Genomic DNA, 21967 nt, shown 5'->3' on the forward strand with positions numbered 1-21967 from the left:
TTCATAGAAGTCCGGCGACGGCCTTCGAGCACTCCCGTAGTGTGTTGACGATGCTGCTCCGATAGCCTTCATCCAGAAAGCGCGCGCTGTCGCCCGAAATGCCGAGCGAGGCGCATTCGCCACTCTCCGAGCGCACGGGCGTCGCGACAGCGGCCACGCCGGCTTCGAACTCACCGTCGACGAATGCGTAGCCGCGCTCTGACGTGAGCGCGATATCGGCGGCAACCTTTTCGCGGTCGAGAAGGGTGCTGGCGGTAAAGCTCTTCAACGGAGCATTTTCGATCAGGATTTGGGCCTGCTCCGGCGAACACGAGGAGACAAGGGCGCGCCCGATCGCAGTGCTGAGCAGCGGCACCCGGCTGCCGACCGTGAACCCGATGCTTGCGGGTCTGGCGTCGGCACTGGCATGGGCCACGTAAACCGCTTCCAGGCCGTCGATCATCGCCATGGAAATACCGCCCGGAACCTGCTGCGAGAAAGAGCGCAGGACGGGATCGATCGTCTTTCCGAATTGGCGTGCCTGCAAGAAACCGCTGGCGAGAACCAGAATGCGCGGCGTCAGCGAAAAGACGCGGTCGTCCTGCCGGACGTAGCCCAGATGCACGAGGGTCAGGACCAGCCGTCTGGCGGTTGCACGGTCCAGCCCGGTCGTGCGGGCGATTTGGGGGAGCGTCAAATGGGTCGACGACGTATCGAAGGCCTTCAACACGCCCATACCTTTCGCGAAGGTCAGCGAAATGTCGCGGTCCGTTATTTTGCGGCTTTCGTTCTCACGCGTCATTTATGCCTGCTCCTGCGAACCGCCCGTGCTTAAAGGTGGCGGGCCGTCCTGACAATCTGGTTCGCTCTCACGGGCCGGCCGGGGCTGCATGCAGCAGGCGATTAATCGGCATCGATTTTTGCCCAGCGTCCTATTCCGCAAGCTTTGCGAGGGTGCCGAGCGGGATCGGAGCGATTGGCATTCGGCGGCGGGACCGCGCCACCGGTTCTCCGGTCAAATGAGTGAGCGTCGCTGCGACCGAGTGACGGGCAAGTGCGCCCTGGTCCGGCCCCATCGCGGCGGTGGTGTAACGCTTCACGTGTTCGGGATGCGCAAACCCCTCGCGCAACGAAAGTGCCAAATCGCCGACGGTCATGTCGTTACAGATGTCGACGAATTGCCGCCAGGGATCACCCTTGGGGACGGCGAGAGCGGAAGCCTCCGGGGCGGCAACACTTCCGGCCAATTCGATCTCGGGACAAACGGTCGGCGCGGCATCGATCAGGTCGAGCCGGGGCAGGCTGCCGGCATCCACCGCGAGAAGGTCCACGGGAAGGGTTTGGTATCCGTGCTTGGTTTCGACCCGGGCGGCCGTAACGCGGCCACGTCCGAGCGCGGCGACGATCCGGTCGCTGGGATCGAGAACGGTCACGGCGGCGCCCGCCTGTTTCAAAAGTTCGGCGGCGCGCTGGGCGGTTTTCGGTTCATCGCTTGCGACAAGCACGCGCTGACCGGGCAGAACTGCGAAATGTTCAACATAGTCGGCGGCGGCTGAGGCGAGCATCACGCCGGGCAGGTCGTTGTTCTCGAAGATCGGCAGGAGGGACGTGCGCCCGGTTGCAAGCACCACGCGGGGCGCTCGGATCTCCCAGAGCACGGCGCCGCTGGCTTGCTCTTCCAGGGCGAGCGCGCCGTTCCGCTGTAGTGCGACGACCAAGGTCGCGGATAGGCATGTGACGCCGAAGGACGCCTCAATGGACGTGGATGGTGCCGCATCTGCAATCAGCACGGACTGTCCGTCCTTTTGGGCACTTGCGGCAGCGGCGCGTCCCGCCGGCCCGGCCCCCACAACGAGGACGTCGCAATCGATCCGCTTCACCGAGAAGGCGTCCGGCTTCCCGCCGATCGGGCCGTCGCTTGCGAGCCGGCGCAAGATCGGCTCCACGGTGTGCCAGGCGCGGGTGCCGGTCCAGAGTTTGTGGTAGAAGCCGGCGACCGTGAAGCGCGCGAGACTTGCGATCGCCAGGGCGGAACGGCGATCGGCGTGAGCGCCACGCACCTCAAGTCCGGGCGTCAGGGGCAAAGTGGTCGCGCGGGCATTGGCGTGCACCGGGGCGGGTGCTAGGCGATGGACCAGCGCGGCCGGTTCGTCGAAATTGGCGCTCATAATGCCACGCGGCCGGCGCCGGCGCGGGCTGAAGCCTGTGGCGATGATGCCATTGCGCAAAAGAGCCGAGGCGACGGTATCGTCGGACCGACCGACGAGACGACGACGGTTGAAGACGAAGGAGATGTCGCCCTCGGACGGGGGGATCTTCATCGTCCTCGCGCCTCGATCTTTTCCTCAATCAGCGCGCCGCTCTGGTAGCGCCGGGGCGAGAAAGGGGCGGCGAGCTTCGTCGGTGTGCCCGTCGCGATTTCGGTGGCGAGGGCATGGCCGGCGGTGGGCGCGGCCTTCATGCCGCCCGCCGACCAGCCGCAATTGACGAAAAGACCGGATACAGCCGTTTGCCCCAACAGCGGGCTTGCGTCGGGGGTGACGTCGATCACGCCCTCCCACATCCGCATCAGCCGAACCCCTGCGAGCGTCGGAAACAGCGTCACAAGCCCTCGCACGGACTGGGCGGCGAGGCCGAACGGGTCGGGCTCGGTTTCTCCCTCCGCATCGCTCTGCGCGATGCCAAGCACGAATTCGCCACGCGCGGTCTGCTGGACCAAGGCCCGGTGGCGCATGGAGACGACGACCGGATCCAGGACCGGCGCGATCGGTTCGGTGACGGCCGCCATCAGCGGATAAGGGACGATCGGGAGCGACAAGCCAACGGTTTCGGCGAGCGGCTTGGATGTCCAGCCGGCGGCTAGCACGACCTGATCGGCCTCGACCGCGCCGGCGGACGTCTCGACGCCCACGGCTTTCCCGATGCGTTCCAGAAGCGTCGATACGCTGACGCCTTCGACGATATCGACCCCGAGATGCGACGCGGCGCGGGCGTAGGCCCAGGCGACCGCATCGTGTCGGACCGTTGCGGCGTCTTGTTGCCAGAGACCGCCGACGATCTCCGCCTGAAGAAGGGGAAGACGTTTGCACACCGCTTCGGCTGACAGAATTTCGGCGTGGGCGCCGACGGAGGCCATGGTGTCGACCATCGCCCGGAACTCGCTGCGATCGACCTCGTCGTGGGCGAGCTGAAGATAGCCGCGCTGCGTCACCATCAAATTGTAGTCGAGCTCGCTACCGAGGGTCCGGTACCGCCGAAGCGCATCCTGAAAGAAAGCAGCGCTTGCCGGATGGCGATAGGTGGACCGGAGGAGCGCGGTGTTGCGGGCGGTGTTGCCGCCGCCGAGCCATCCGCTTTCGATGACCGCGACGCTGCGGATGCCATGGTCGCGCGCAAGATGATAGGCCGTCGCCAGACCATGTACGCCGCCGCCCACGATCACGACATCGTAGGAGCGTTTGAGATCGGCCTTGCGCCACTGGGCCGGCCAGGCCGAATGGCGCTTTGGCAGGTTGGCGAGATACTGCCGAAAGAAGCGCGTCGGAGGCTCTACCACTGGCTTTCGTAGTAGCTCTTTGCCGTCGCCAGCAAGCTGCGCATGCTGTCCGCGGCGGCCGCCTCGTCGCGCTGTTCGAAGGCGGCACAAATGGCGCGGTGATAGTCGAGGGTCGTGGCCTGATTTTCCGCGACCGATAGCGTCGCGACCCGGATCCGTTGGATCTGGTCGTCGAGCGTCTCCAAAACTTGGGCGAGGCGCGCGTTACCGCACGCGCGCAAGAGGCGGGTCCGGAAGTTGGAATTGTGGAGAATGAAAGCCTGGGTATCGCTCTCCTCGTAGGCGGCCTCTTCGCCGCGGACCTCCGATGCAATGGCGGCGATTTCGGCCACTTCGGCACGGGCAACCGCCATTGCCGCCGCCTGAGGCTCGATCAGTAGCCGCAGCTCGATAATCTCCTCCATCGCCTCGCGGGTGACTTCCGGAACGCGATAGCCCCGTCCGGTATCCTCTAAAACGCCCTCCCGGCAGAGCTGAAACAGGGCCTCGCGCACGGGCGTCCTGGAGACGCCGAGCTGCTTCGACAGATCCTGTTCCACGGCGCCGCCGTCGGGAAAGGTGCCCAGACGCACCATCTCGCGAAGGCTCGCATAAACCTGGTCGCGCAGGCGGGGCTGGCGGACGGGGAGGGAGAGGGACACGCTCATATGTATACTGTATGCAAAACGCCGCCTCCGATCAATCTTTTTGCTGCCTGTTGCGGCATTGGGGCCGGTGCGCGAATGCTGCGCTGCGGCGTAGCCATATGCTGCGCGATTCAGGCTTCAGCGGAGTTTGCGCATGTCGGCGTTTCCCGACCATCCCTTCTGGACTTTTTCCCTGGAAACCTATGGCAAGCCCGGCGTGTCGGATGCCTGCCTGGAGCTGCAGGACCGGCTGGTGGTCGACGTCAATCTGCTCCTTTTTTGCCTCTGGTGCGCGAAAGCCGGCCGCGCGACGTTTGGCGAAGCGGAAATGGCGGCCCTGCTTGGGCAGGTGGAAGACTGGCATGAGAATGTGGTCAAGCCGCTGCGCAAGGCGCGTCGGCGGATGAAGCGCGGCGCGGAGGGGGTTGCGCTCGATCTCGTGCTGGATGTGCGCAAACGGCTGTCAACGATTGAGATCGAGACGGAGCATCTGGAACAGCTCCTGATCGCGGCAGCGGCCGGTGAGGGAACGTCGGCTCCGACGGATCAGTCTGCCGAAGAAGTCGCTCGCGCCAATGTCCGCGTTTACTTCCATGCGATCGGTGCTCGTCCGGATGCCGACGACGAAGCGGTCCTTGACCAGGTGCTGCAAGCGGCCCTCGAAGCGTAGCCGGTGTAAAGCGGATCACCTGGAACGCTCGCGCTCAACTGCGCTCCACGGCCTGGGCAGCGGCATCGAGCGCTGCGGCGATTTTGTCGGCGGTCTCCTGGTCGATGGCGCCGCGGTCGATCCGAAGCCGCAAGGCGAGCTTCAGATTTTCCATCGCCCGGATCACCGGGGCGGGGACCGGATCGTCAGGGCCGGTGTCCGCGCTACGGGATAGGAGGTCTTCCGCCGCTGCGCGGTTGGCCTCCAGAAAGGACTTGCCGTCCTCCGTCACCGCGTAGCGCTTGCGACCGCCGTGTTCGGCGTCGATCTGGACGTAGCCCATGTCGTCCAGCCAGGCGAGGGTCGGGTAGATCACGCCCGGGCTCGGACTGTAGCGGCCTGAAAAACGCTCTTCGATCGACTTGATCAGCTCGTAGCCGTGGCTCGGCGCCTGGTCGATCATGGCGAGAACGAGCAGCCGAAGTTCGCCATAGTCGAACAATCGCCCGCCACGCCGGCCGCCCCGGCGATGGCGCCACCGCTTGCCGGGGGCATCGTCGGAAAAAGGATCGGGGCGATTTCCGCCGGAGTGAGAAGATCTGTCGCGCATGGATTTAGATATACGTCGATATATCGGATAGACAATCCCGGCTGGAACAGTTTCGCTATTTCTCGCCATTGCCGGAAGCTTGGCCGTCCACCTGTTGATCCTGCGTTTTTGATCCCGATAACGCCCGACATGGGCGTGGATTTCGCGTCTGTCCGCGACAGCGGGCCACAGCCATGGAACGGCGGTACCGGGCCGCTCGTTGACGAAAGGATGGCCATTCCGTGGTCGGTCCATGGCGCGTAATCACGGGGAAAACAACCAATGGCATCACAATCGAGGAGAGCCGGCGCATTCGGCGCTTGGCTCCTATGCTTGGCTGCGCTCGTTGCAGTGGTCCTTGCCGCGCTCGCAGCTTTCAGCGCCGGAAACGGCATAGCCTTCACGCCGGGATCCTACCTGGTGTTGGTGACGACCGGGCTTCTCCTTCTCGGAGGGCTCATTCTCGCCTTCGGCCATCACCTGCCGCGCTGGGTCGTGGTGGTGATGGCGATCCTCGTCCTGCTCGACATTCTCGGAACCGGCTTCGCCGCCTGGCTGCTGGAAACGAACATTCTGCTTGCGGCCGTCGCCGTCGCGGGCTTCGCCTGGCTGATCTACATCGTGATCGATCCTGCCCGCGATAGCCGCTCCGCCATTGCTGCCGGAAAGGGAGCCTGACCGGCCATGATGATAAGATCCAAATTCGTCTTAGCTCTTTCCACGGCGCTGTCTCTTTCACTGGCCGGCATGCCCGTGTTGGCGCAGAATCAGGACGGTGCCGCGGGCGCAGGAAATGCGCCGGCGGCATCCTCGTCCGACGCGCCGAACACCGGTGCGGTCGAGAACGGTCCGGAGAGCGTCCCGCGGACCACGATTTCGCCTGCGGGCCAAGGGGCAACCGTGGAAACCGGGCCGGCTGGAACCGCGCCCGGCGAGGCGTCAAAAGCGCCCGGGAAGTCCGGTCCGGACGCTTGGATGGAGACCACCGACACCTGGGCCACCTTCAATGGCGACTTGAGGGCGCAGAAATATTCGCCCGCCGACCAGATCACGCCGGAGAATGTCGGCAAGCTAAAGAAGGCCTGGGAGTATCATACCGGAGACGTGTCGGACGGCTCCGGCGATATTCCGACGTCGGTCTGGTCCGCCACGCCGTTGTTCGTGAACGACACGCTCTATCTCGGGACACCGTTCTACCGGATCATCGCGCTGGAGCCGGACACGGGCGAAGAGAAATGGGTTTACGACCCGGACGCGGTTTTGGAGGCGCTGACCCAGCCGGCGATGAAGAATCGGGGTGTCGCCTACTGGCAGGCCGATGAGCCGGCCGAGGGCGAAGCCTGTCAGAAGATCGTCTATATCGGTACCATGGACGCCAAGCTCCACGGTGTCGACGCCGACACCGGCAAGCCCTGTGCTTCGTTCGGCGACAACGGCGTGGTTGACGTCAACCAGTGGAACACAGTGAACGCGGCGTGGCCGCTGTCGCTTCTGCAGCCGCCGACGGTCTATCACGACACGCTGTTCGTCGGCTGGGCCGGCAAGGACTGGACCGATTCCGCAGCCCCTCCCGGCACTGTGTTCGCGCTGGATGCGCAGAGCGGCGAGCTCAAGTGGATGTTCCACGCGCTGCCCAACGACGTGATCGAACGCACTGGCACGGCCAATGTTTGGGCCTCGATGTCGATCGATCCGGAGCGAGGCCTGCTCTACATCCCGGTGTCGTCGCCGAGCCCCAACTACTATGGCGGCAACCGCAAGGAAAAGCTGCCGCTGGCGACCTCGGTCACCGCACTCGACACGGACACCGGCGAGGTCGTGTGGTCGCGTCAGCTCGTCCATCACGACATCTGGGACTACGACACGGTCGCGCCGCCGACGCTGGTCGATATCCAAAAGGACGGCGAGACGGTTCCGGCGTTGGTACAGAACTCCAAACAAGGCTTTCTCTACGTTCTGAACCGGGAAACTGGCGAGCCGATCTATCCGATCGAGGAACGCGACGTTCCGGCGTCCGACATCGAAGGCGAACAGGCCTCGCCGACTCAGCCGTGGGTGGATACGCCGGCGCCGGTGCTGCCCAACGAGTTTCCCGGTATTTCACAGATCGCCGATGCGGTGGCGTTCGGCGGCTGCACCGATAGGTTCGAGGAGTTGCGCTACGAGGGCAAGTTCACGCCGCCGAGCACCCAGGGAACGCTCGCCTTTCCGCCGACGACCGGCGGCGGCCAGTGGGGCGGCGGTGCCGTCGATCCCACCTCCGGAATTTACGTCATCAACGCCAACCATGTGGCCCAGATCTACACGCTTATTCCGCGCGAGGACTATCAACAGAAGTCGCAGGAAGGCGAGACCAGCGGCTACTATAAGCAGGGCGAGGTGCCCTACGGCTTCAAGCTGGAGACATTCCTCAACTGGGCCGGCATGCCGTGCTGGAAGCCGCCTTACGGCACCATCGCCGCCTATGACCTCAAGACCGGCGATCGTCTGTGGAACAAGCCGTTCGGGCAGGTCCAGAAGCACGGCTTCTATATGCCGAAGTCGTGGGGCTCGGTGACGATCGGGGCGCCGGTGATCACCAAGTCCGGGCTGATCTTCATCGGCGCGTCGATGGACAGCCGTGTGCGGGCGCTCGACATGAGGACCGGCGACGTGCTGTGGCGGGATCTGGTCGATGCCCCGGCGGTTTCCATGCCGGCGGTCTACACCTACAAGGGCAAGCAGTATGTGACGTTCGCCGTCGGCGGCAACACGATCCTGCTGCCCAAGGTCTCAGATCAGGTGGTGACCTACGCGCTGCCGGAGTAGAGCCACCGCCGCTTTGTCAGCTTCGCCGTTACACGCCGGTTGCGGGAGCGGCGAAGTTGGGGGTCGATGCGTTCGGGTCGGAAGGCAGCACCACCACTTTGGTTCCGACCGGTATGCGGCGGTAAAGATCGATGATGTCCTGATTGAACAGCCGGATACATCCCGAGGAAACCTTTGTGCCGATCGTGTAGGGCTGAGTGGTCCCGTGCAGCCGGTAGAGGGTGTCGCGACCATCCCGGTAGAGATAGAGGGCACGTGGTCCCAGCGGATTGTCCGGACCGCCGTCCATGCCTCCGGCATAGGGGCCGTAACGTTCCGGCTCGCGGGCGATCATGTCTTTGGTCGGCGTCCAGCGCGGCCATTTCGCCTTGCGTCCGATATCGGCATTGCCCTCGAAGTTGAACGCCTCGACCTTACCGACGCCGACGCCGTAGCGCAGCGCCTTGCCGTTCTCTCGGATGAGGTAGAGGAAGCGGCTGTTGACGTCGACAACGATCGTGCCCGCCTTTTGGTCGGTCGCGTAGTCGACCTCCTGCCGCAACAGCAGCGGATCGATCTTTGAAATGTCGATTGCGGGAATCGGCCAAGGCTCCGTGGTGATCGGACCGTACATGCTGACATAGTACGGATCCGGCACGTAACCGTTCGAGGCGGTCTGGGTCGTCACGGGACGCTGCGTGATGCAGCCGCCAAGTGCGAACGTCATTCCCAGGAGCACCGATCGTCTGCTTATCGACATGTTCCATCCATTTCTTAGGCGTTCAGTTCGCGTCTTTCGTGGCGAAGGGAATGGCGAGTGTCTATGGTTATGGTACGATAGTTACCATAACCGGATGGAATAGATGGATCTCAATACGCTGCGGGCATTCGTGCGCACCGTCGAATGCGGCTCGCTCTCCGCCGCGGCGCGGGATCTTGCGATCTCGCAGCCTGCCATCACAAAGCACATCCACAGGCTGGAAGAGCATCTCGACGCCAGACTGCTGGAGCGCACCGCTCGGGCCGTGCGCCTCACCGTTCCCGGACTGGCTCTCTACGAGGCCAGTTGCGAGGCCCTAGCCAAAATCGACGCGGCGATGGAGGGCGTGCGACGCGATGGGCGCGAAATCGAAGGCAAGCTCAGGCTGTTTGCGCCATCGTGTATCGGCGTGCGCCATCTTCATCCAATTGTAATGGCGTTCCAGGAGGCTAATCCCGGTGTCGTCGTGGACTTGGTTCTCGACAATCGAGAAGCCGACCTCGTTTACGAGAATTTCGATCTGGCGTTGCGCTACGGCAAACCGGCCAGTCAAAACACGGTGGTCCGGCGCATCGGATGGGTGCACCGTCTTCTGGTCGCGGCTCCTTCATATCTGGATCAGTACGGAGCGATTCGAAGCATTGACGATCTGACGGACCGGCGGGTGATTGCCACGACAGCGGTTCTCTCTCCTCGAGGAACGCTCGTTCTCCATCGGGATTCTGAGACCGTCGAGCTCGCAGTCGCTCACCTCCTGAAGACGAACAACGCCCAGGTGATCGTTTCCAGCCTCCTGGCGGGACAGGGACCGGGGCCAGTCCAAGCCATTCTTGTTGATGAGGAGCTCGCCCAGGGCCGGCTGGTACGGATCCTTCCCGACTACGATGTGGCGCCGACCGAGCTTTATCTCGCCTATCCCTCCGTCCGCTTCATGCGGCCGGTCGTTCGTGCCTTCGTCGACTTCCTCACGCCGCGTCTCAAGGCGGCAGATGGCATCGACTGACACGGTGAAAGGGGCGGACGTTAGATGCTGACCCTTTCCACGGCGGTGGCCGGGCCGTCGGGAATCTGCGTGCCTTCGGGCATAGCGGATCCTCCGTCCGGCAATTTCGGATCCTGCTTTGTTGCCGTGACGTAAGCCCGTCTTGAGCAATCGTGGGCGACGCCCAGTCCGATCCGGCGACCGGAAAACGATCAGCTTCCGACCGGTTCCGGTTCGGCGGAGAGCACCGTCTCGCCGCCGCCGCCATCGTTGACGTAGACGCACAGCGACACGCCGAATGCGCCCGGCTTCAGATCCAGCCACTGGTCGTTGAGGAAGACGGCCACGCCCTTGCAAATGAAGAAGGCGGTGTGGAGCTTATCGAATGCCTCGACGTCCGACATGTCGCCGAACGTTTTCAGCAAGCGCTGTTTCAGAAAATCTGAAATCTCATCCTCGCCTAATTCGCGTAGCTCGTCGTCGTTGCTGCCGAGAAATCTTACAACCGAATGGAAATTACCTTCATCGACGACAATCTTCATGTGACCCTACTCGCGGCGGACTTTACCTGTCGAAATCTAGACCAGCGAAGTTGGGCCGGATCATGGACAGGATAAGGCGCGTTCTGGGTCGTGGTCGTCAGATGTCCGTAAAAGGCGCCTGTGATCCGGGAAAGGGGACGCGGATCAGCGGTCGATCCGGAGCCGGCCCTCGCGTGCGGCCTGGACCAGTTCGTCGTGCTCGCGCTTATGGCGAGCCTGGGCGATGACGATGATCGCGTGCAGGGAGGGGACCAGCAGCAGGAACATGAAGGCGAACAGCGTGAGCACCGACAGGATGATCACCAGCACGATCAGAATGAGATTGAAGATCGCAGAGAAAATCTTGCCCTCGATCAGGAGCGCAATCGGCGGCAGGAAGAAGGCGAGAACATAGATCATCTTCGTCGGGCTCCGCGGAATCTCGGATCGGGTGCAGCGTGGCCAGGGCGGGATTATCGGTTTGGATCAGGCAGGAGACAATCGGACGTAACGCATTTTGCTTCCCAAGTGTCGGTCCTAGGTTGCTCAGGATGACGCTCGGGTGGACCGGATATTGTGACGCGGCCGGACCTCCGCGGTGTCGGTGCAAAATAAGATCGGCTCAGGCGCGTTGCCACCCTTGCGGACCGAGATGCTCCTGCGGTTGGAAGCGGCTCTTGTACCCCATCTTCGGCGACCCCTCGACCCAATAACCCAGATACACGAACGGCAGGCCACGCTCGCGCGCCCGGCGAATATGGTCGAGGATCATGTAGGTTCCGAGACTGCGGCGCGTCTCCTCCGGGTCATAGAAGGAATACACCATCGACAGCCCATCGGAGAGAATGTCGGTCAACGCGGTGGCCAGCAGCCGCCCGGAGCTGCGGCCGGTGAAGGCACTGTCCGGGGTGGCTTCGCGATACTCGATCAGCAGCGTATCGACATGGGTGTCCTCGACCATCATGGCGTAGTCGAGCACTGACATTTCCGCCATGCCGCCGGCCGCATGGCGGGCATCGAGATAGCTTCGGAACAAGGAGTATTGTTCGGAGGAGGGCGCCGGCGGGATCTCCTCGCCGATGAGATCGCGCGAGGTCGCCATGATCCGCTTGAATGAGCGGGTCCAGTCGAAGCCGTCCACCACCACGCGAACGGAGACGCACGCCTTGCAACCTTCGCAAGCCGGCCGATAGGCAATGTTCTGGGAACGGCGGAACCCGCCCTGGGTCAGGATGTCGTTGAGTGCGTTCGCGCGATCGCCAACCAGATGCGTAAACACCTTGCGCTCCAACCGCCCCTCCAGATAGGGGCAGGGCGCGGCGGCGGTCAGGTAGAACTGCGGGTTTTCGCTATATTGCCGCGTCATGGCGCTTCGCCCTGCAACTCCTTTCTTCGCCGGTCGCTCGCGATGCACGTGCAAGCGGCCGAAACGGCTCTCTCGGTAACGTTTAACGCCCGCCCGCCACGGGCGCAGTGAAATATGGCATCAAAGACCATAGTACCAGGGCGCCACCAGGGAAAATGTCAGCCATAGGATAATCACCAGCGGCGTTCCCGCGAACAGAAAATCGCGAAATCGGTAGTGTCCCGGACCCATGACCAGAAGATTGGTCTGATAGGAGACCGGCGTTGCGAACGAGCAGTTGGCCGCCAGAATCACCGCGACCACGAACGGCTCCGCGGCGACACCCAACCGATCGGCGAGCCCGATCGCAACCGGCGTAAACAAAACGGCGGCTGCATTGTTGGTCACGATGTTGGTCGCAACCGCGATCACCAGGAAAATCGCGGACAAGACCACCGCCGTCGATGCGCCATCGAGGGCGGAGACAACGGCATTGGCGATCGTGGTGGCGCCTCCCGTCGCCTCCAGTGCCGTCGCAGAGGCGATTGCCGCGCCGACAAGCATGACGATACGCCCGTCGATCACACGTCCAGCCTGGCGGATGTTGAGGCAGCCCGTCGCCAACATGGCCAGCGCGCCGGCAAGCGCGGCAACGACAATCGGGACCAGTTCGAAGGCGGCGGCGAGGACGACGGCGGCGAAAATGGCAACGGCCTGCGGCGCTTTGGTGCGCCGGGGCAGGTCGCTGGCGCTCCAGTCGACCAGCAGGACGTCGCGGCTAACACGGAGACGCTCGATCTGTTCGCGGGTGCCGGCGAACAGGAGCACATCGCCAGCCTCCATCCGGATCTCTGTCATGGGCGTGCGCGGCATGCGGCTGCGGCGCTGAATACCGAGCACGACGCAGCCGGTTTCAGTGCGAAAGCCGGCCTGGGCGGTGGTGCGCCCGATCAGGCGGGAGCCGGGCGCTACGATTGCTTCGGCCAGCGTAACGACGCCGTCGGGAAGCGGTTGCGGAGTGTCCCCGCCGTCGGCCGTGGTCTCCGGCATCATCGATTTGCGCTGGGACAGGATCCGCTCGATTCGCGGCCGGGTCGCCGCCACGATCACGACATCCCCCGGCCGCAGCACCAGCCCTTCGAACGGAGGCAGGAAGGCACGCTCGCCGCGCTGGACGAGGCGCACCGTCATGTCGGAAAGCTGCGGAAACAGCCCGGCGGTGGGCGCCGCACCAGCAAGCGGGTGGCCTTCCCGTACCGCGATCTCGGCGATGAACTGGCGGCCCGCGCCGCTTCTCACTTCATCGGCCATGGTGCGCCGGGGCGACAGCAGGCGCGGCAGAACGACGAGCACATAGACGGCGCCAACCGCAATCAGGACGAGCGCGAGCGGCGCAAACGAGAAAAAGCCGAGATCCACCGCGCCGGCCCGCCGGGCCACGTCGACAGCGAGCAGATTGGTGGAGGAGCCGATCACGGTCGACATGCCGCCGAGAATGGTGATGAAGGACAGCGGCATCAAAAGCCTGGATGGCGACAGGTTCACTGCCGCGCCGACCGACGCGATAACCGGCAAGAACATCACCACCACGGGTGTGTTGTTCATGAATGCGCTCAGCGCCCCGATCGCGACCAGGACGCCGGCGATCGCAAGCCCACCGAACCGATCGACGAGAACGACCATCCCCCTGGCCGGACGTTCCAGGGCGTCGGTATGAAACAGCCCTTGGCCGACGACGAGCAGCGCGAGAATGGTGATGAGACCGGGATTGGCAAAGCCGGAGATCAAGGCCGTCGCGTCGAGCTTTTGCGCGCCCGGCGCGATCCCGGCTACCGGGAAGATCAGAAGAAAGGCGACAATGACGCCAAGGCTGATTCCCTCGATCGAATAGCGCTCGGTGGCATAGAGCACCACAGACACGGCGATCACGCCGAAGGTCAGCCACATTCCGAGGTCGGGCAGCAACGTCATGCGCAATCGGTCCAGGCGGCGCAGCCCATGCGTTGGTCCTCAACAGCCTCTAGGAGAAAGCACACTCAATCATGCTTGCCTGCAAGCCGCATGCAAAACTCCCGGAGCCGGGAGATCGCCCGATTCCAGGCACACGCGCAAGAGCGGCGCCGAGCATAGGTCGTACCTCACACCGAGGACCGGGGTGAAGAAACGGGATGCTCGCTCGCGGGGTATCCGAGATAGGATTGCCTGATATCGGCCCCGAGGGACTGTCGATCGTTCCGTTACAGGCTGCGGGGAGAACGCGCGTCAAGTTCGAGGCTGCGCAGCGCGGCGGAATCCACCATCACGGTTCCAAGCACCATGTCGTGCAGAAGCCGCTTGCGATCGGAAAAGAAGGAAACAAGCAGCACCAGCGGCGTGAGAAAGCTGACGGAGAGGTAGAACAGGGTGCCATGAACCGCAGCAAGCAGTGGGTAGCACTTGTCGCCATACCAGAGCCGCAGCTCAATCCCCATTGCCCGCATGCCGGGTGTTGCTGAATTCGCCCCGCCGAGCGTGAAGGCGACGTAGAGCAAGGCCACCGCCGGCCACAGGATCGCAAACAGCATCCAGGCGAGGCCGAGGGTCAGGACGCCGAGGAACAAAACGGCGATCGAGGTCGCAAACATCAGGACCGTGATCAGGATCAGATCCATGATGAAGGCCATGCTGCGGCGAAAGCGCAAGCCCTGATAGAGTTCCGGATGCGCATAGGGGTCGAAGAGAGGGTGCCCCTCGGCGGCGTCGGTTGCGGCGCTCATCGCCCGTCCTCCTGAAGTCGATCAACCGACAAACCAGATGGGGAGGCGGCCGACGATTGTCAAAACCGCGCGCGGCGCTGCAAAGGGGCCGCGCGGTTCAGAAATGGGATTCCGCGACATCCAGCCGAGTGACCGAAAAGCCGAGCGCCTCGATGCCGGCGACGATCTCCGCGGCGTGGGCGGCATCGCGCGTTTCGATGGTGAAATCCACCGAGGTGCCCTTGGCCGGCACGTTGAGAAGCAGCCGGTGGTGGGAGACCTCAAGGATGTTCCCCGACAATCGGCCAATCACAGCGGCGAGCTCCGCGAGCACTCCTGGTCGGTCGTGGATCACTACGCGAATCGCCACGATCCGCTCCGTTCGCGCAAGTTCGCGCACCATGATGGATGCGAGAATCCGCGCGTCGATATTGCCGCCGCACAGCACCAGCCCGACCTTGCGGCCGGCGAAGCGCTCCGGTGCCATCATCACCGCGGCGAGGCCGGCGGCCCCGGCGCCTTCCGCCATTGTCTTCTGCAGCATCAGATAGGCATTGACGGCGCGCTCCAGCGACGGCTCGTCCACCAGCAGGACATCGTCCACGAGCGCACGAACGACCATCGAGGTCAGCTCGCCGATATTCTTGACGGCGATGCCCTCGGCCAGCGTGTTGCCTCCGCAAATCGGAGTTTCCCCGCGCAGAATACCCCACATGGAGGGGTAGAGTGCGGCCTCCGCGCCAACGATGGAAATGTCGGGCTTCAGCGCCTTGGTCGCGATCGAAATCCCCGAGATCAGACCGCCGCCGCCGATCGGGACCACCAGCGTGTCCAGGTCCGGCTCGTCTTCCAGCATTTCCAGGCCGATGGTGCCCTGGCCCCGGATCACGTCCGGATCGTCATAGGGGTGGATCAGGGTGTAGCCATGCTCGGCCTTCAGCCGTTCGCATTCGATCTGGGAATCGGCGAGCGTTTCGCCTTTCAAGACGACCTTGGCGCCGCGCGACTGGGTCGACTGGACTTTTACGAACGGGGTGGTCTCCGGCATCACGATCGTGGCCGGAATGCCGAGGCGGCTCGCATGATAGGCTACCGCCTGCGCATGATTGCCCGCCGACATGGCGATCACGCCCTGGGCGCGCTCCTCCTCCGTCAGCCGCAACATGCGCACCAGCGCACCTCGGTCCTTGAAGGAGTTGGTGACCTGCATGTTCTCGTATTTGACGAAGACGTCCGTGCCGACGAGTTGAGAGAGCTTCGGCGCGGCCAGAAGTGGCGTGCGCACCACCTGGCCTTCGATCATCGCCGCCGCCTCGCGGATCGCGTCGAGATCGGGCAGGCGCGGGTCCGGCAGGTCATGGGATGGGCTGGAAGTCATCGTCCGAATCTCCGCGCGTGATTTTCGTCTCTTATAGTCGCGGATGCGCGGCGAAAATGGCTAAAGCGGGCCTCCGGCCAGCCGTTCTGCGACCCGAGGCGCGAAATAGGTGAGAATGCCGTCGGCGCCAGCACGCTTGAACCCCAGCAGGCTTTCCACCATCACCCGATCGCCGTCGAGCCAGCCGCGCTCCGCCGCGCCCATCAGCATCGCGTATTCGCCGGACACCTGATAGGCGAACGTCGGCACCGCGAAGGCGTCCTTCACCCGCCGGACGATGTCGAGATAGGGCATGCCGGGCTTTACCATGACCATGTCGGCGCCCTCTGACAGATCGAGCTCGACCTCTCTGAGGGCTTCGTCGGAGTTGCCGGGATCCATCTGGTAGGTGCGCTTGTCCCCTTTCAGCGCCGCGGAGGTGCCGATGGCGTCCCGGAACGGCCCGTAAAAGGCGGAGGCGTACTTTGCGGCATAGGCCATGATCTGAACGCGCTCATAGCCGGCTTCGTCGAGGGTGGCGCGAATCGCGCCAACCCGCCCGTCCATCATGTCCGACGGGGCGATCACGTCGGCGCCCGCTTGAGCCTGCACCAGCGCCTGGCCGCAGAGCTGCGCCACCGAAGCGTCGTTCACGATCTCGTCGCCCGACATCAGTCCATCGTGGCCGTGGCTGGTGTAGGGGTCGAGGGCCACGTCGGTAACGATGCCGATCTCCGGCACCGCCGCCTTGATCGCACGGCAGGCCTGACAGACCAGGTTTTCCCCGTTGAGCGCTTCACTGCCGGTGGGGTCGCGCAAATCGCTCTCGGTATAGGGGAACAGCGCGATTGCCGGTATCCGAAGCTTTGCCGCCCGTTCCGCCTCGCGCACGATGTTATCCACCGACAGGCGATCGACGCCCGGCATGGATGTGACCGGCTCGCGCCGATTCTCGCCATCGATGACGAACATCGGCCAGATCAGGTCGTCGACCGTCAGCACGTTCTCGCGTACCAGACGCCGCGACCAATCGGCCTGGCGAGGGCGGCGCAGACGCCGGCCTTGAAGGATATCGCGAACGTCGACGGATTGGGAAAAGCGGGCAGGATCGATGGTCATGAGAAGTGCCAGTTCTGTCGGCCCAAGGCGGGCGGGCGAGGCCAGTTGCGCCAAGCTAGTTTATTCGATCGGCGCAGGAAATAGCCGGATCGACAGAGGCGAGCCAAGCCGGCGTCGCCGCTTCGATCTTGACCGCGCCGCGATCGCGGCGCATGCCGGCTGAATGATCCGTCCGTTCGAAGGCCGCAGATGATCGACATCGAAGCTTTGAAGCTGGAGCCGAGCAAACTCGCTTGGCGCACCGTCATGACGGTATTTCTTCGCACGCTGGCGGTGCTCTGGCTCGTTGCAGGCGTTGCTGCGTGGGCGCGGATCATCGGCGTTCTGCAATTTGGCGACCTTTGGTTCTGGCAGCTCCAGACAGAGGTTCAGATCGCGGCGGTCTATTTCGCGGTGCTCAACCTCGTGGCCGGGGTCGGGTTGTGGTTGACCGTCTCGTGGGGCACGGTGCTGTGGCTCCTGGCAGCCACCAGCCAGATCATCGTGCATACGGCCATGGCGGACATCTTCGGGGGCAGCATCCTGATGGTGATCGGCAACGTTTTGACGATCCTCGCCTTTGTCGTCCTTGTGATCATGATCGAGCGCGAGGAAGCGCAATAGCGGAGCTGCGCAAGCGCAACGGGGAGGGCGCCGCGATGGCGAAGATCGGCTTCATCGGCCTTGGCCGGATTGGCGAGACCATGGCCGTGCGCCTGCTGAACGCGGGCCACGCCATCGTCGGCTACGACTTCCGCGAAGGCGTCGGAACCGGTGTCACCGAAGCGGGCGGACGGCTGGCGGGATCGCTGATCGAGCTTTCCGGCGAGGCCGAAATCATCGTCACGCTGCTTACCGATCCGGGAGCCGTGCGGGCGACCTATCTCGGTGGGGATGGGATCATCGCCCTATCGCGGCCGGGGACGCTCCTGATCGACTGCTCGACCACGGATGTCGAAACCGCTCGCGCCGTCGCCACCGAGGCCGACGAAGCCGGGCTTCTCATGGTGGATGCGCCCGCAACGGCCGGATCGAGGTCAGCGGAGGCCGAAGCCCTGAGCGTGCTTGTCGGTGGATCGGATGAGGCGGTCGCGGCGGCGAAGCCGATCCTGGAGGCCGTCAGCGACAGCCTGGTGCATGTTGGCCCCTCCGGATCGGGTCAGGCGGCGACGATCTGCACCAATCTTGTGCTCGGCGTTTCGATGATCGCGGTTTCGGAGGCCGGCAATCTTGCCGATGCGCTGGGTCTCGACCGCCAAGCTTACATGACGGCGCTCTCGGCGGCGTCGATGTCACACGCCGCGCTTGCACGGCGCTGGCCGGAACCCGGCCACGTGGACGGCCGCACTAACCTATCCGGCGCGACGATGTTGACCGACTTGAACCTGGTCCAGGATGCCGCCCGCAAAACCGGCACGGCAACGCCGCTTTCGGCCGGGGCGCAGCAGCTCTACACGCTGTTCTCCGCCGCGGGGCTTGGCGAGCGCGATTTCTCGCAAATCGTCGCCTTCCTGCGTGGGCGCGACAGCGATGCAGAGTAGCGGCTGCGCTACTGATAGTCCTCCGGCCGGACCGGGCCATAGAACTCCTCAACCGCATAGTGCTTGCCGTCTTCGGTCTCCGCGAGGCCGAAGCCGTAGCGGGTGACATCCGGCTTCAGGATATTGTGACGGTGTTCGGGGCTGCCCATCCACTGCTCGTGAAGCTGCCGCACGGAGGCGCTGTCGGCGGGAATCGCGCAGCGGAAGCAGCGGGCAATATTTTCCGCGAAGTGGCCGATCGGCGCACCACCGGCACGGCCGTAGCGTTCGGCCGGTCCGCCGGTCAGAAGCGACGTGTGAGAATAATAATTCCGACGCCGCATGTCTTCTGCGTGGGCCTGGGCGGCCTTATTGAGTGCGGGGTCGAAGGTGAGAGGGGGCAAGCCCTCCTGCGCCCGGGCGGCGTTCACAAGGCCGAGGCTCTGGGCTCTAAGCGCTGGAAGATCGGCACGATTGACGAAATCGACCGAGCCACAGCCGGCGGCCAAAGCCGCCAGCCCAACGGCCAAGAGAAGACGCGCACGCGCGCGGAAATAGCCGGGAATCGACGCTCGAATCATGGGGCGACAGGACCCGAGAAACCACGTCCGCGCAAGGGGAGACAAGCGCCTTCGCTTAGCGCATGTCCCATTCGAAGATCGTCGATTTGAACGAAGAGGACTTGCTCAACCTATTGAATCTGAAGCGATTTCCTACCGCTCCAGATGTTTCGATCTGAGCGGAGAAGAGTCTAGCGTTGCGTGACGCTCACCGGATCGGACGTGAGCCGCAGGCGCTTTGTCTCAAGGACGAAGATGACGTCGTCGCCGCCCTCGGCCCAGGACGGGATCGTAAGCGTCGCCTCCAGGCGACCGTCGCTGGTGGTCGTGGCCTCATCGATCACGTTGTACTCAGCCTCGGGCGGCCCGGCGGCAATTTCGACCAGAGTGTTACCAGGCAAGCCGGCAGCCGTAAGAGTGACGGTCCCGTTCGGTCCGACGGTCTTCGGCTCAATCGTCATGCCGGGACCCGTTGCAGCCGGGGCTTCGGCCCCCGGCAGCCCGACCCGTGCCCCGAACGACTGGAGGTCGCTCTTCAGCTCCGGGTTCTGGTCGAGATAGTCCGACACCGACTCACCTGCGCGTTCCGCGGCTCCCTGGATCTCTTGTCCGGCACGGTCGAGCGCGCCGCGGGCGCGGTCCATCCAGCCGCCGAGCGCACCGGGAAGCTGAACCACGGTGCCCGGCGTGGCCGTCTCGGCGGTGATGCCTGGGTTGGCATCGTTGATTTCCGCCACCGTGACATCGCAGCGCGCCGCAAGATCCGCCAACGTCTCTCCGGTGCGCACTGTCGCTTCCGATCCGCACGCCGACTGGGCGTTGGAAGGGCCGGTCGTCGGGAGAAGCAGCAGGCCGGCAAGGCCGGCGGCAGCTAGGGTCTTGGCGTGCATCATTTCGCATTCCCTTTATTTCGTCAGGTCTTTGCAGGTGGTCGCTGTCACGCCGGCCTCCAAGACCTATTTGTTGCGACGGCCGATACGGTCGGGATCGACCTTGCCCATCCTGTTCGGATCATTCTCCACGTCGCCTTCGAAGGTGTTCTCCCCCTCGATGTCTTCCGGGTCGGCCTTGCCGATATCGGCCCCTTTGGAACGGCCGATACCCGGATCATAGTTGAGATCGCGATCGGCGGGTGTCGGCCGTTTGGGATGCTTGGAGTGTCCACTCATTGGGCCTGTCCTTACGGCTTGGAGGTGAAGGGTTTGCGACCCGGCAAACGGTGGTGCCCCCGCCACGGTTCCGCGCAGGCCCACCTCGGGTGGAGCGGGCGAAGGAGGTTGGCGCGGCTTAAAACGTGGTTTGAATTCTCGCCCCAAGCCGCTGGCCCGCTTTCGTTTTCAGCGAGGATTGAGCTTCTGATTCAGCTGCCGTCGCGCCGATCCTGAGGCATTGGAGCAACACCCAGGCGATTCACTCCTGATTCACGGTGTCTCTTAAGCGGGCCTTTAACGCCTCGGGCCAGGGTGCTCCCAAGGCACGCACGAAAGAACAACGCGGTGCGGCCGATCAGGAGGCTCAACAATGACCATGCACATCGGTGCGCCGGCGCGCCCGGCCGCGCTTTCGGCGGAAGACATGAAGCCGGTCTATCTGGATGCGGTGAAGCTGGTGGAGCGCGTTCATCGGCGGTTTCTCGACGTGGTGAAAGACGAGCTCGACCGGCTCGGCCGCACCGACGTCTCCAACGTCCAAGCGGTGCTGATCTTCTATATCGGCGACAGCGCGGTGACGGCGAGCGAGCTGAAGACGCGCGGCTACTATCTCGGCTCCAACGTCTCCTACAACGTCAAGAAGCTGGTCGAGCAGGACCTGGTCCGCCAGGAACGTTCCGACTCCGACAAGCGCACCGTGCGCCTGACGTTGACGCCGGAAGGCCAGGAGATCGCCACCATCGTGGAGACGCTGTTCGAGCGTCACATCAAGACGATGACCGCCATCAGCGCGATCGATCCCAACGAGCTCCAGGCGATGACCCAGAGCCTGCAGCGGCTCGATCGTTTTTGGCAGGACCAAATTTTGTATAGATTATAAGAACTTAGCTACGTGTCACTCAATGACTTAGCGGTTCGTTGGGTGGCGCTACGGGGCACGATGGGGCACCAAAGTGCCCCTCGATGCACCCCGCTCCGTGACACTCTCGTGCCACCGGGTTCACTCGTCCAAATTGCCGCTGTCTGCTATGCACCTCTGGCTGGTTGAGGGTGCTCAGATGACGCAGAAGACCAAGCTGACATTCCAGGCCGTCCGTAGCAGGCTGAACGGCATCTCGCTGTTTGGCTTCGGCGCGAACTGGACGGCGCCTGAGCCCGAGCAGGCGGTCGTTCACCGCGTCATTCGAGCTCTCGAAGACAGACGGGTGTTCTACGTCCCGATGCACCTTGAGGTGCCTCATCAGGTTGAGGACTCGGTGCAGGGAATACGGCACGAGTTGACCGAAGCCTTAAAGGTGCTGCCTTCGTCCTCTCCCGCCGCTAAACTGTTTCAAGCGATGCGGGCGAGTTGCCGTAAATTCCTTTCCGGTGATTTCCCCGAGTTTAGGAATGCGGACTATTACCGCCACCGTCATGGGAATGACCCAAGGGAATTCGATAGCGGCTTCTTTGTTGCGCTCGGTGAACTGAGGGCATCTTTTGGGCAGAATATCGCCGAGCTTTCCAGCTTATACCAAATCGACCTTGAGCCGGAATTAGCTTCCATTTTGCCGCCGGAAATAGAAGAAGGGGCCTAAGCCCCTTCGTCGTCTCGCAGGTATGGCTACCAAGAACAAATATAGAACAAACTGGATATTTCGTCTAGAGCGTGTCATTTTGTGACGGAAGCGTATCCTGAACCGCCCCGGCATCGCCGGAGGCTGTTTGGTTTAAGTCATGCTGCTATTTGCTGCTCGTCGAGCAGAGCGTGAT

General features: G+C 63.6%; 24 protein-coding genes. 8 read left to right on the forward strand and 16 right to left on the reverse strand.

All coding sequences use genetic code 11. The features are described 5' to 3' along the window. Position 1 precedes the first annotated feature (1 nt). From HNS03_RS15125 to HNS03_RS15140, 4 genes are all read right to left on the reverse strand, one after another. Entirely contained in the window at positions 2 to 781 is a 780-nt protein-coding gene (locus tag HNS03_RS15125) for an IclR family transcriptional regulator C-terminal domain-containing protein (RefSeq protein WP_367196373.1), read from the reverse strand. A 130-nt stretch (positions 782 to 911) separates the two neighbouring features. Beyond that, positions 912 to 2300, reverse strand: a complete 1389-nt coding sequence (locus HNS03_RS15130; protein WP_367196375.1) for a 2Fe-2S iron-sulfur cluster-binding protein — start codon at positions 2298 to 2300, stop codon at positions 912 to 914. Then, entirely contained in the window at positions 2297 to 3535 is a 1239-nt protein-coding gene (locus HNS03_RS15135) for an FAD-dependent oxidoreductase (RefSeq protein ID WP_367196377.1), read from the reverse strand. The genes HNS03_RS15130 and HNS03_RS15135 overlap by 4 nt, the downstream gene beginning before the upstream one ends. Then, positions 3529 to 4182 carry a GntR family transcriptional regulator gene (locus tag HNS03_RS15140; RefSeq protein WP_367196379.1) on the reverse strand — a complete coding sequence of 218 codons (654 nt, stop codon included), beginning with the start codon at positions 4180 to 4182 and terminating at the stop codon, positions 3529 to 3531. The genes HNS03_RS15135 and HNS03_RS15140 overlap by 7 nt, the downstream gene beginning before the upstream one ends. Positions 4183 to 4315: 133 nt before the next feature. Here HNS03_RS15140 and HNS03_RS15145 point away from each other — a divergent pair, with 133 nt between their 5' ends. Further along, positions 4316 to 4831, forward strand: coding sequence for a TIGR02444 family protein (locus HNS03_RS15145; protein ID WP_367196381.1), 516 nt, complete (start codon positions 4316 to 4318; stop codon positions 4829 to 4831). A 34-nt stretch (positions 4832 to 4865) separates the two neighbouring features. Here HNS03_RS15145 and HNS03_RS15150 read toward each other — a convergent pair whose 3' ends face one another. Further along, positions 4866 to 5420, reverse strand: a complete 555-nt coding sequence (locus HNS03_RS15150; RefSeq protein ID WP_367196383.1) for a PadR family transcriptional regulator — start codon at positions 5418 to 5420, stop codon at positions 4866 to 4868. 312 nt (positions 5421 to 5732) lie between these two features. Here HNS03_RS15150 and HNS03_RS15155 point away from each other — a divergent pair, with 312 nt between their 5' ends. Next, a complete protein-coding gene (locus HNS03_RS15155; RefSeq protein ID WP_367196385.1) occupies positions 5733 to 6077 on the forward strand; it encodes a hypothetical protein in 345 nt (114 codons plus the stop codon). Between the two features lie 6 nt (positions 6078 to 6083). Beyond that, positions 6084 to 8207: a pyrroloquinoline quinone-dependent dehydrogenase gene (locus tag HNS03_RS15160; protein ID WP_367196387.1), complete on the forward strand. Its 2124-nt coding sequence runs from the start codon at positions 6084 to 6086 to the stop codon at positions 8205 to 8207. Positions 8208 to 8235: 28 nt separating this feature from the next. Here the strand turns inward: HNS03_RS15160 and HNS03_RS15165 are convergent, their stop codons facing one another. Next, positions 8236 to 8946, reverse strand: a complete 711-nt coding sequence (locus tag HNS03_RS15165) for a L,D-transpeptidase (RefSeq protein WP_367196389.1) — start codon at positions 8944 to 8946, stop codon at positions 8236 to 8238. Positions 8947 to 9049: 103 nt separating this feature from the next. On the opposite strand from HNS03_RS15165, the gene HNS03_RS15170 reads away from it, so the two are divergent. Next, complete coding sequence (locus tag HNS03_RS15170) at positions 9050 to 9949, forward strand: LysR family transcriptional regulator (protein WP_367196391.1); 900 nt, start codon at positions 9050 to 9052, stop codon at positions 9947 to 9949. Between the two features lie 191 nt (positions 9950 to 10140). On the opposite strand, the gene HNS03_RS15175 is transcribed toward HNS03_RS15170, so the two are convergent. The 7 genes from HNS03_RS15175 to hemB all read right to left on the reverse strand — a co-directional run bounded on the left by HNS03_RS15175 (position 10141) and on the right by hemB (position 17005). Next, positions 10141 to 10470, reverse strand: coding sequence for a hypothetical protein (locus HNS03_RS15175; protein ID WP_367196393.1), 330 nt, complete (start codon positions 10468 to 10470; stop codon positions 10141 to 10143). A gap of 144 nt (positions 10471 to 10614) precedes the next feature. Further along, positions 10615 to 10869 (reverse strand): hypothetical protein, encoded by a 255-nt coding sequence (locus HNS03_RS15180; protein ID WP_367196395.1) that lies wholly within the window; start codon positions 10867 to 10869, stop codon positions 10615 to 10617. A gap of 202 nt (positions 10870 to 11071) precedes the next feature. Next, entirely contained in the window at positions 11072 to 11815 is a 744-nt protein-coding gene (locus tag HNS03_RS15185; protein ID WP_367196397.1) for an arginyltransferase, read from the reverse strand. A gap of 120 nt (positions 11816 to 11935) precedes the next feature. Continuing rightward, complete coding sequence (locus HNS03_RS15190; protein WP_367196398.1) at positions 11936 to 13765, reverse strand: SLC13 family permease; 1830 nt, start codon at positions 13763 to 13765, stop codon at positions 11936 to 11938. 266 nt (positions 13766 to 14031) lie between these two features. Further along, a complete protein-coding gene (locus HNS03_RS15195) occupies positions 14032 to 14550 on the reverse strand; it encodes an RDD family protein (protein ID WP_367196400.1) in 519 nt (172 codons plus the stop codon). A gap of 97 nt (positions 14551 to 14647) precedes the next feature. Further along, positions 14648 to 15907: a threonine ammonia-lyase gene (locus tag HNS03_RS15200; protein WP_367196402.1), complete on the reverse strand. Its 1260-nt coding sequence runs from the start codon at positions 15905 to 15907 to the stop codon at positions 14648 to 14650. 60 nt (positions 15908 to 15967) lie between these two features. Beyond that, positions 15968 to 17005, reverse strand: coding sequence for a porphobilinogen synthase (hemB, locus tag HNS03_RS15205; protein ID WP_367196403.1), 1038 nt, complete (start codon positions 17003 to 17005; stop codon positions 15968 to 15970). 189 nt (positions 17006 to 17194) lie between these two features. Between hemB and HNS03_RS15210 the strand changes: the two genes are divergently transcribed. Both HNS03_RS15210 and HNS03_RS15215 read left to right on the forward strand, forming a co-directional pair. Next, positions 17195 to 17608: a DUF6163 family protein gene (locus HNS03_RS15210; protein ID WP_367196405.1), complete on the forward strand. Its 414-nt coding sequence runs from the start codon at positions 17195 to 17197 to the stop codon at positions 17606 to 17608. A gap of 35 nt (positions 17609 to 17643) precedes the next feature. Continuing rightward, on the forward strand, positions 17644 to 18525 hold the full coding sequence (locus HNS03_RS15215; RefSeq protein WP_367196406.1) for an NAD(P)-dependent oxidoreductase: 882 nt from the start codon (positions 17644 to 17646) through the stop codon (positions 18523 to 18525). An 8-nt stretch (positions 18526 to 18533) separates the two neighbouring features. On the opposite strand, the gene HNS03_RS15220 is transcribed toward HNS03_RS15215, so the two are convergent. The 3 genes from HNS03_RS15220 to HNS03_RS15230 all read right to left on the reverse strand — a co-directional run bounded on the left by HNS03_RS15220 (position 18534) and on the right by HNS03_RS15230 (position 20233). Further along, positions 18534 to 19085 carry a CAP domain-containing protein gene (locus HNS03_RS15220; protein ID WP_367196408.1) on the reverse strand — a complete coding sequence of 184 codons (552 nt, stop codon included), beginning with the start codon at positions 19083 to 19085 and terminating at the stop codon, positions 18534 to 18536. Positions 19086 to 19255: 170 nt separating this feature from the next. Then, the gene (locus HNS03_RS15225; protein ID WP_367196409.1) at positions 19256 to 19954 is read right to left on the reverse strand and encodes a LysM domain-containing protein; all 699 of its coding nucleotides are present in this window, start codon (positions 19952 to 19954) and stop codon (positions 19256 to 19258) included. 66 nt (positions 19955 to 20020) lie between these two features. Next, complete coding sequence (locus HNS03_RS15230) at positions 20021 to 20233, reverse strand: hypothetical protein (protein WP_367196410.1); 213 nt, start codon at positions 20231 to 20233, stop codon at positions 20021 to 20023. 352 nt (positions 20234 to 20585) lie between these two features. Here HNS03_RS15230 and HNS03_RS15235 point away from each other — a divergent pair, with 352 nt between their 5' ends. Beyond that, positions 20586 to 21095 carry a MarR family winged helix-turn-helix transcriptional regulator gene (locus HNS03_RS15235; protein WP_367196412.1) on the forward strand — a complete coding sequence of 170 codons (510 nt, stop codon included), beginning with the start codon at positions 20586 to 20588 and terminating at the stop codon, positions 21093 to 21095. Positions 21096 to 21273: 178 nt separating this feature from the next. Continuing rightward, positions 21274 to 21792, forward strand: coding sequence for a DUF6650 family protein (locus HNS03_RS15240; RefSeq protein WP_367196414.1), 519 nt, complete (start codon positions 21274 to 21276; stop codon positions 21790 to 21792). Positions 21793 to 21967: the final 175 nt, after the last annotated feature.

Origin of the sequence: Amorphus sp. 3PC139-8 (assembly GCF_040750475.1) — a bacterium.
Taxonomy (GTDB): domain Bacteria; phylum Pseudomonadota; class Alphaproteobacteria; order Rhizobiales; family Amorphaceae; genus Amorphus.